This window comes from Streptomyces sp. NPDC007346, assembly GCF_040703535.1.
Classification (GTDB): domain Bacteria; phylum Actinomycetota; class Actinomycetes; order Streptomycetales; family Streptomycetaceae; genus Streptomyces.
The window spans coordinates 46,526-53,070 of sequence record NZ_JBEYKR010000030.1 but is presented as its reverse complement, the minus strand read 5'-3'; the positions used below and the strand labels follow the sequence as shown (position 1 = coordinate 53,070).

Annotated in this window: 5 protein-coding genes; 4 read left to right on the top strand and 1 reads right to left on the bottom strand. The window is 70.5% G+C overall.

All coding sequences use genetic code 11. The annotated features are described in order from the left end of the window. Window positions 1-489: 489 nt before the first annotated feature. Together AB0917_RS11545 and AB0917_RS11540 are read left to right on the top strand one after the other, a co-directional pair. On the top strand, window positions 490-2,454 hold the full coding sequence (locus AB0917_RS11545; RefSeq protein ID WP_366819290.1) for a 2-oxoacid:acceptor oxidoreductase subunit alpha: 1,965 nt from the start codon (window positions 490-492) through the stop codon (window positions 2,452-2,454). Further along, window positions 2,447-3,520, top strand: a complete 1,074-nt coding sequence (locus tag AB0917_RS11540) for a 2-oxoacid:ferredoxin oxidoreductase subunit beta (RefSeq protein ID WP_366819289.1) — start codon at window positions 2,447-2,449, stop codon at window positions 3,518-3,520. The genes AB0917_RS11545 and AB0917_RS11540 overlap by 8 nt, the downstream gene beginning before the upstream one ends. Window positions 3,521-3,652: 132 nt before the next feature. On the opposite strand, the gene AB0917_RS11535 is transcribed toward AB0917_RS11540, so the two are convergent. Further along, the gene (locus AB0917_RS11535) at window positions 3,653-4,060 is read right to left on the bottom strand and encodes a helix-turn-helix domain-containing protein (RefSeq protein WP_366819288.1); all 408 of its coding nucleotides are present in this window, start codon (window positions 4,058-4,060) and stop codon (window positions 3,653-3,655) included. A 197-nt stretch (window positions 4,061-4,257) separates the two neighbouring features. On the opposite strand from AB0917_RS11535, the gene AB0917_RS11530 reads away from it, so the two are divergent. Both AB0917_RS11530 and rarD read left to right on the top strand, forming a co-directional pair. Further along, window positions 4,258-5,127 carry an SDR family oxidoreductase gene (locus tag AB0917_RS11530; RefSeq protein ID WP_366819287.1) on the top strand — a complete coding sequence of 290 codons (870 nt, stop codon included), beginning with the start codon at window positions 4,258-4,260 and terminating at the stop codon, window positions 5,125-5,127. Between the two features lie 213 nt (window positions 5,128-5,340). Further along, window positions 5,341-6,417, top strand: coding sequence for an EamA family transporter RarD (gene rarD, locus AB0917_RS11525; RefSeq protein WP_366819286.1), 1,077 nt, complete (start codon window positions 5,341-5,343; stop codon window positions 6,415-6,417). The last annotated feature ends 128 nt before the right edge of the window (window positions 6,418-6,545 follow it).

Below are 6,545 nucleotides of genomic sequence, written 5' to 3'. Positions count from 1 at the left end.
CTGGCACGGCACCTCGCGGCGTTGCCGAAACGCCCGAATCGCTCCGCGATGAGGACGTTCCAGCGCCTTGCGATGCACCGCACCAGACGCCGCGGCCTCTCCGGTCCTGATCCGCCGGACACGCCCTAGCCGCCTGACACGCTGCCGGCCGACCGGCCGGACCGCCGTCGGGCGCCCGGCGAGCACCCGTCGCACACCCGGCGAGCACTCGGCGTGCGCCCGGTGGATCTCCGTCGGGGGTGTCCGGCGAGCTTCCGCCGGGCAGTCCTGGGCGGAAGGACCTAGCACCAAAGACCTACGAGCAGATCACGCCCATCCGACGTTCGGGGGGCTTGAGAAAGATGGCGAAACGACCTAAAAGGGTGTCTCAAAAAGGCGTCCACCATATGATCGGCCCCTGGAGGGCGAACCGCACGGACGTAGGGTTGCCTCTGGAACCACCGGCTGGCCGGCGGTTCCGAACAGCCGCCCCAAGGGAGGTCCAGTTCAGTGACGAGCCAGGTCAGTAGCGCGGCGGAGACGGCCGATGAGGCCAACGACGCCGTCCTCGGGGGTCAGCGCGCCCCCCTGTCAGGAACGACGGGAACCACCGGCGGCGACGGGAAAGAGGTCCGCCGCCTGGACCGGGTGATCATCCGTTTCGCGGGTGACTCGGGTGACGGGATGCAGCTCACGGGGGACCGGTTCACCTCGGAGACGGCATCGTTCGGGAACGATCTCTCCACCCTGCCGAACTTCCCCGCCGAGATCCGGGCCCCCGCAGGCACCCTGCCAGGGGTTTCTTCCTTCCAGCTCCACTTTGCCGATCATGACATCCTCACCCCCGGCGACGCCCCCAACGTCCTGGTCGCGATGAACCCCGCCGCCCTGAAGGCGAACATCGACGACGTACCGCGCGGTGCCGAGATCATCGTGAACACCGACGAGTTCACCAAGCGGCCGATGGCGAAGGTGGGGTATGCGACCAGTCCGCTGGAGGACGGGTCGCTGGAGGCGTACAACGTCCACCCGGTGCCGCTGACGACGCTGACGATCGAGGCGCTGAAGGAGTTCGGGCTCTCCCGCAAGGAGGCCGAGCGGTCCAAGAACATGTTCGCGCTCGGGCTGCTGTCGTGGATGTACCACCGGCCGACCGAGGGGACGGAGACGTTCCTGCGGCAGAAGTTCGCGAAGAAGCCGCAGATCGCCGAGGCGAACGTGGCCGCCTTCCGGGCCGGGTGGAACTTCGGCGAGACGACCGAGGACTTCGCCGTCAGTTACGAGGTCGCCCCGGCCTCGCACGCGTTCCCCACCGGCACCTACCGCAACATCTCCGGGAACCTCGCCCTCTCCTACGGCCTGATCGCCGCCGGGCAGCTGGCGGACCTGCCGCTCTACCTGGGCTCGTACCCGATCACCCCGGCCTCGGACATCCTGCACGAGCTGAGCCGCCACAAGAACTTCGGCGTGCGCACCTTCCAGGCCGAGGACGAGATCGCCGGGATCGGGGCGGCGCTGGGCGCGGCGTTCGGCGGGGCGCTGGGCGTGACCACGACGTCGGGGCCGGGTGTGGCGCTGAAGTCGGAGACCATCGGGCTCGCGGTCTCCCTGGAGCTGCCGCTGCTGATCATCGACATCCAGCGCGGCGGGCCCTCCACCGGGCTGCCGACCAAGACCGAGCAGGCCGACCTGCTCCAGGCGATGTACGGGAGGAACGGGGAGGCCCCGGTGCCCATCGTGGCCCCGCAGACCCCGGCCGACTGCTTCGACGCCGCGATCGACGCCGCCCGTATCGCCCTGACGTACCGCACCCCGGTCTTCCTGCTCTCCGACGGCTATCTGGCCAACGGCTCCGAGCCGTGGCGCATCCCGGAGACCGACAGCCTGCCCGACCTCGCCACCCCCTTCGCCACCGGCCCGAACCACACCCGGGCCGACGGCACCGAGGTCTTCTGGCCCTACAAGCGCGACCCGCAGACCCTGGCCCGCCCCTGGGCGATCCCCGGCACCCCCGGCCTCGAACACCGCATCGGCGGGATCGAGAAGCAGGACGGCACCGGCAACATCTCCTACGACCCCGCCAACCACGACCTGATGGTCCGCACCCGCCAGGCGAAGGTCGACAACATCGCCGTCCCCGACCTGACCGTCGACGACCCCGCCGGGGCCGGCACGCTGGTGCTCGGCTGGGGCTCGACGTACGGGCCGATCACCGCCGCCGTACGCCGGCTGCGCGCCGCCGGAGTCCCCATCGCGCAGGCCCACCTCAGACACCTCAACCCCTTCCCGGCCAACCTCGGCGAGGTCCTGAAGGGTTACGACAAGGTCGTGGTCCCGGAGATGAACCTCGGTCAGCTCGCGATGCTGCTGCGGGCGAAGTACCTGGTGGACGCCCACAGCTACAACCAGGTCAACGGAATGCCGTTCAAGGCCGAGCAGCTCGCCACAGCTCTCAAGGAGGCCATCGATGCCTGACACCGGGGAACTGCTCCACAACGAACTGCTGCAACTGGTGCCCAAGGCCGAGGCGAAGCAGTCCATGAAGGACTTCAAGTCCGACCAGGAGGTGCGCTGGTGCCCCGGCTGCGGCGACTACGCCGTCCTGGCCGCGGTGCAGGGCTTCATGCCGGAGCTGGGCCTGGCCAAGGAGAACATCGCCTTCGTCTCCGGCATCGGCTGCTCCTCCCGCTTCCCGTACTACATGAACACCTACGGGATGCACTCCATCCACGGCCGCGCCCCCTCCATCGCCACCGGGCTCGCCACCTCCCGCCGCGACCTGTCGGTCTGGGTGGTCACCGGTGACGGCGACGCGCTCTCCATCGGCGGCAACCACCTCATCCACGCCCTGCGCCGCAACGTCAACCTGAAGATCCTGCTCTTCAACAACCGGATCTACGGGCTGACCAAGGGCCAGTACAGCCCCACCTCCGAGATCGGCAAGATCACCAAGTCGACGCCCATGGGTTCGCTCGACGCGCCCTTCAACCCGGTGTCGCTGGCGATCGGCGCGGAGGCGTCGTTCGTGGCACGCACGGTCGACTCCGACCGCAAGCACCTCACCAGCGTGCTGCGCGCGGCGGCCGAGCACCCGGGCACGGCGCTGGTGGAGATCTACCAGAACTGCAACATCTTCAACGACGGCGCCTTCGAGGTCCTCAAGGACAAGGAACAGGCCGCCGAGGCCGTCATCCGCCTCGAACACGGGCAGCCGATCCTCTTCGGCACGGAGAGCGCCAAGGGTGTCGTGCGGGACCCGGCCACCGGTGACCTGAAAGTCGTCGCCGTCACCGACGAGAACCGCTCCCAGGTCCTCGTCCACGACGCCCACGCCGCATCACCCACCACGGCCTTCGCGCTCTCCCGGCTCGCCGACGCCGACACCCTGCACCACACCCCCATCGGCGTGCTGCGCAGCATCGAGCGACCCGTCTACGACACCCTGATGTCCGACCAGGTGGACACCGCCGTCGAGCGCGACGGCAAGGGCGACCTCGGCGCACTCCTCGCCGGCGCCGACACCTGGACCGTCGTCGGCTGACACTCCACGGCGTGCCCGTCGACCGACACGGCCACGGCGTGCCGTCGGCCGACACGGCCACGGAGTTGCCGACACCGCCACGGAGTTGCGGCAGCGCCCCGGGGTCCGGGCCCGATCCCTCGATCAGGAGGATCAGGCCCGGACCTCGTCGTACGCCTCGCGCGCCGCCTGTACCGCCTCCAGCTGGCGTTCGGTCCAGCGGGCGAGCGCCCACACCTGCCGGGCGGCCTCGATGCCGAGCGGGGTGAGCGAGTAGTCCACCCGGGGCGGGATCACCGGCTTGGCGTCCCGGTGGACGAAGCCGTCACGCTCCAGCGTCTGGAGAGTCTGGGCCAGCATCTTCTCGCTGACCCCACCGATCGTGCGGCGCAGCTCGCTGAAGCGGTACGAGCGCTCCAGCAGGGCCGCCAGGACGAGCACACCCCAGCGGCTCGTCACATGCTCCAGCACCAGTCGTGACGGGCACATCTGCCGGTTGACGTCCGGGGCCGGTCCGAGGGGGCCCGCTCCCGTCGCCGCATCTCCTGCACTAACTCCCATGCCAGTACCTTACTTCAAAGTGGGTACTTTCTCTCAGTTAGTGTCAGGCATACGCTCGACCGGGAGACATCGAAGTACCTCCGAGGTACCCCCGAAGCACCCCGAAGCACTTCCGAGGTGCCCCCGGAGCGCACCCGCGTCACCCCGGGCCACCCCGGAAGCACCCACCAGAACACCCACCGAAACAGGAGCCCCCCATGAGCGTCGTCGTCACCGGAGCCACCGGAGAGCTCGGCCGCCTCGTCATCGACGCACTGCTGGCCACGGTCCCGGCCGGCGAGATCGCCGCGGTCGTCCGCAACAAGGAGAAGGCCGCCGCGCTCGGGGCCCGGGGCGTCGAGCTCCGTATCGCCGACTACGACCACCCCGAGACCCTCGCCGGGGCGTTCCGGGCCGGCGACCGGGTGCTGCTGATATCCGGCAGCGAGGTGGGCAGGCGGGTCGCACAGCACACCGCGCTCATCGAGGCGGCCAAGGCGGCGGGCGTGGCGCAGCTCGCGTACACCGGCATCCTGGGCGGACCGGACGCGGACTTCGTCCTGGCCGACGAGCACAAGGCCACCGAGCAGCTGATCCTCGCCTCGGGACTGCCGTACACGTTCCTGCGCAACGGCTGGTACACGGAGAACTACACCGCCAACCTCGCCCCCGTCCTGGAGCACGGCGCGGTCGTCGCCAACGCGGGCGAGGGCCGGATCGCCTCCGCCTCCCGGGCCGACTACGCCGCCGCCGCGGCGGCCGTGGTGACCGGTGAGGGCCACCTCGGCAAGGCCTACGAGCTGAGCGGCGACACCGCCTGGTCGCTCGCCGAGTACGCGACCCTGCTGTCCGAGGTGACCGGCAAGGAGATCGCGTACAAGGACGTCCCGGCCGCCGCGCACCAGGAGGTCCTGGTCGGTGCGGGCCTGCCCGAGGGGTTCGCCGCGATCCTCACCGACGTGGACGAGGCCATCGCGCGCGGGCGGCTCGCGGGAACGAGCGGCGACCTGGCCCGGCTGATCGGCCGCCCGACCACGCCGCTGACCACGACGGTACGCACGGCTCTCACTGCAGCCGGGGCGGCCTGAGCCGCCTGAGCCGCCTGAGCCGCCTGAGCCGCCTGGACCGCCTCCCCTGGCCGAGCGGCCTGAATCCCGGTCGCCCTTCACAGCGGCCCCTCCACAAGACCTCCCACCCCTGTCATGAGTGTTTCCCTGAGACGGCTATGACACGAGGCCCTTCCGGCGTTACCGTCATCCCTGTCGGCAGCCGCGTCGGCGCAGGTAGTCCGGGAGGGGCCCGTGAAGGGGAAGAACGAGCAGCGGGCCGGCCTGCTGTACGGAGTCGGCGCGTACGGGATGTGGGGCATCGTCCCCCTCTTCTGGCCGCTGCTGAAGCCGTCCGGGGCGATCGAGATCCTCGCCCACCGGATGGTCTGGTCACTGGCCGTCGTCGGGGTCGCCCTGCTCGTGATCCGGCGCTGGGCCTGGATCGGTGAACTGGCCCGCGATCCCCGCAAGCTGGGCCTCATCTCGGTGGCGGCGGCGACCATCACCGTCAACTGGGGCCTCTACATCTGGGCCGTCAACAACGGCCAGGTCGTCGAGGCCTCGCTCGGCTACTTCATCAACCCGCTGGTCACCATCGCCATGGGTGTCCTCCTGCTCGGCGAGCGGCTGCGGCCGGTCCAGTGGACCGCGGTCGCCACCGGCCTGGCCGCCGTACTCGTGCTGGCGATCGGGTACGGGCGGCCGCCGTGGATCTCGCTGGTCCTGGCGTTCTCCTTCGCCACGTACGGCCTGGTGAAGAAGAAGGTCGACATGGGCGGCCTGGAGTCGCTGGCCGCCGAGACCGCCGTCCTGTTCCTGCCCGCGCTCGGCTTCCTGCTCTGGCTGACGGCCACCGGCGCGTCGACCTTCACCGCCGGGGGCGCGGGCCACGGCGTGCTGCTCGCCGCGACGGGCATCGTCACGGCGGTCCCGCTGATCTGCTTCGGCGCGGCGGCGGTCCGGGTGCCGCTCTCCACGCTGGGGCTGCTCCAGTACCTGGCGCCGGTCTTCCAGTTCGTGCTGGGCATCCTCTACTTCCACGAGGAGATGCCGCCCGAGCGGTGGGCCGGCTTCGCGCTGGTCTGGCTGGCTCTCTCGCTCCTGACCTGGGACGCGCTGCGCAACGCCCGCCGCAACCGGGTCCGAGCGGCGAAGCTGCTGGCGACAGCGGCGGCGGCCCCCGCCACCGGCCCTTCTCCCGCCGGGCCCGAGCAGACCGCTGCGCCTGCACAGACCACCGGGCCCGCACAGGCCGCCGCGCCTGCACAGGCCGCCGCGCCTTCTCAGACCGCCGGCCCGGACAGCACCGCCCAGCAGAATCTCACCTAGCCGGCCTTGTCCCTCGGTCACGTTTCCCTGGTGGCCCCCGGGCCGGCCACCCCGGTTCCGTACGGGAGTGCCTGCGGCGGCCGTACGGAGCACCCGGCATGGTGGACGCGGTGCGATAAGGCTGATTG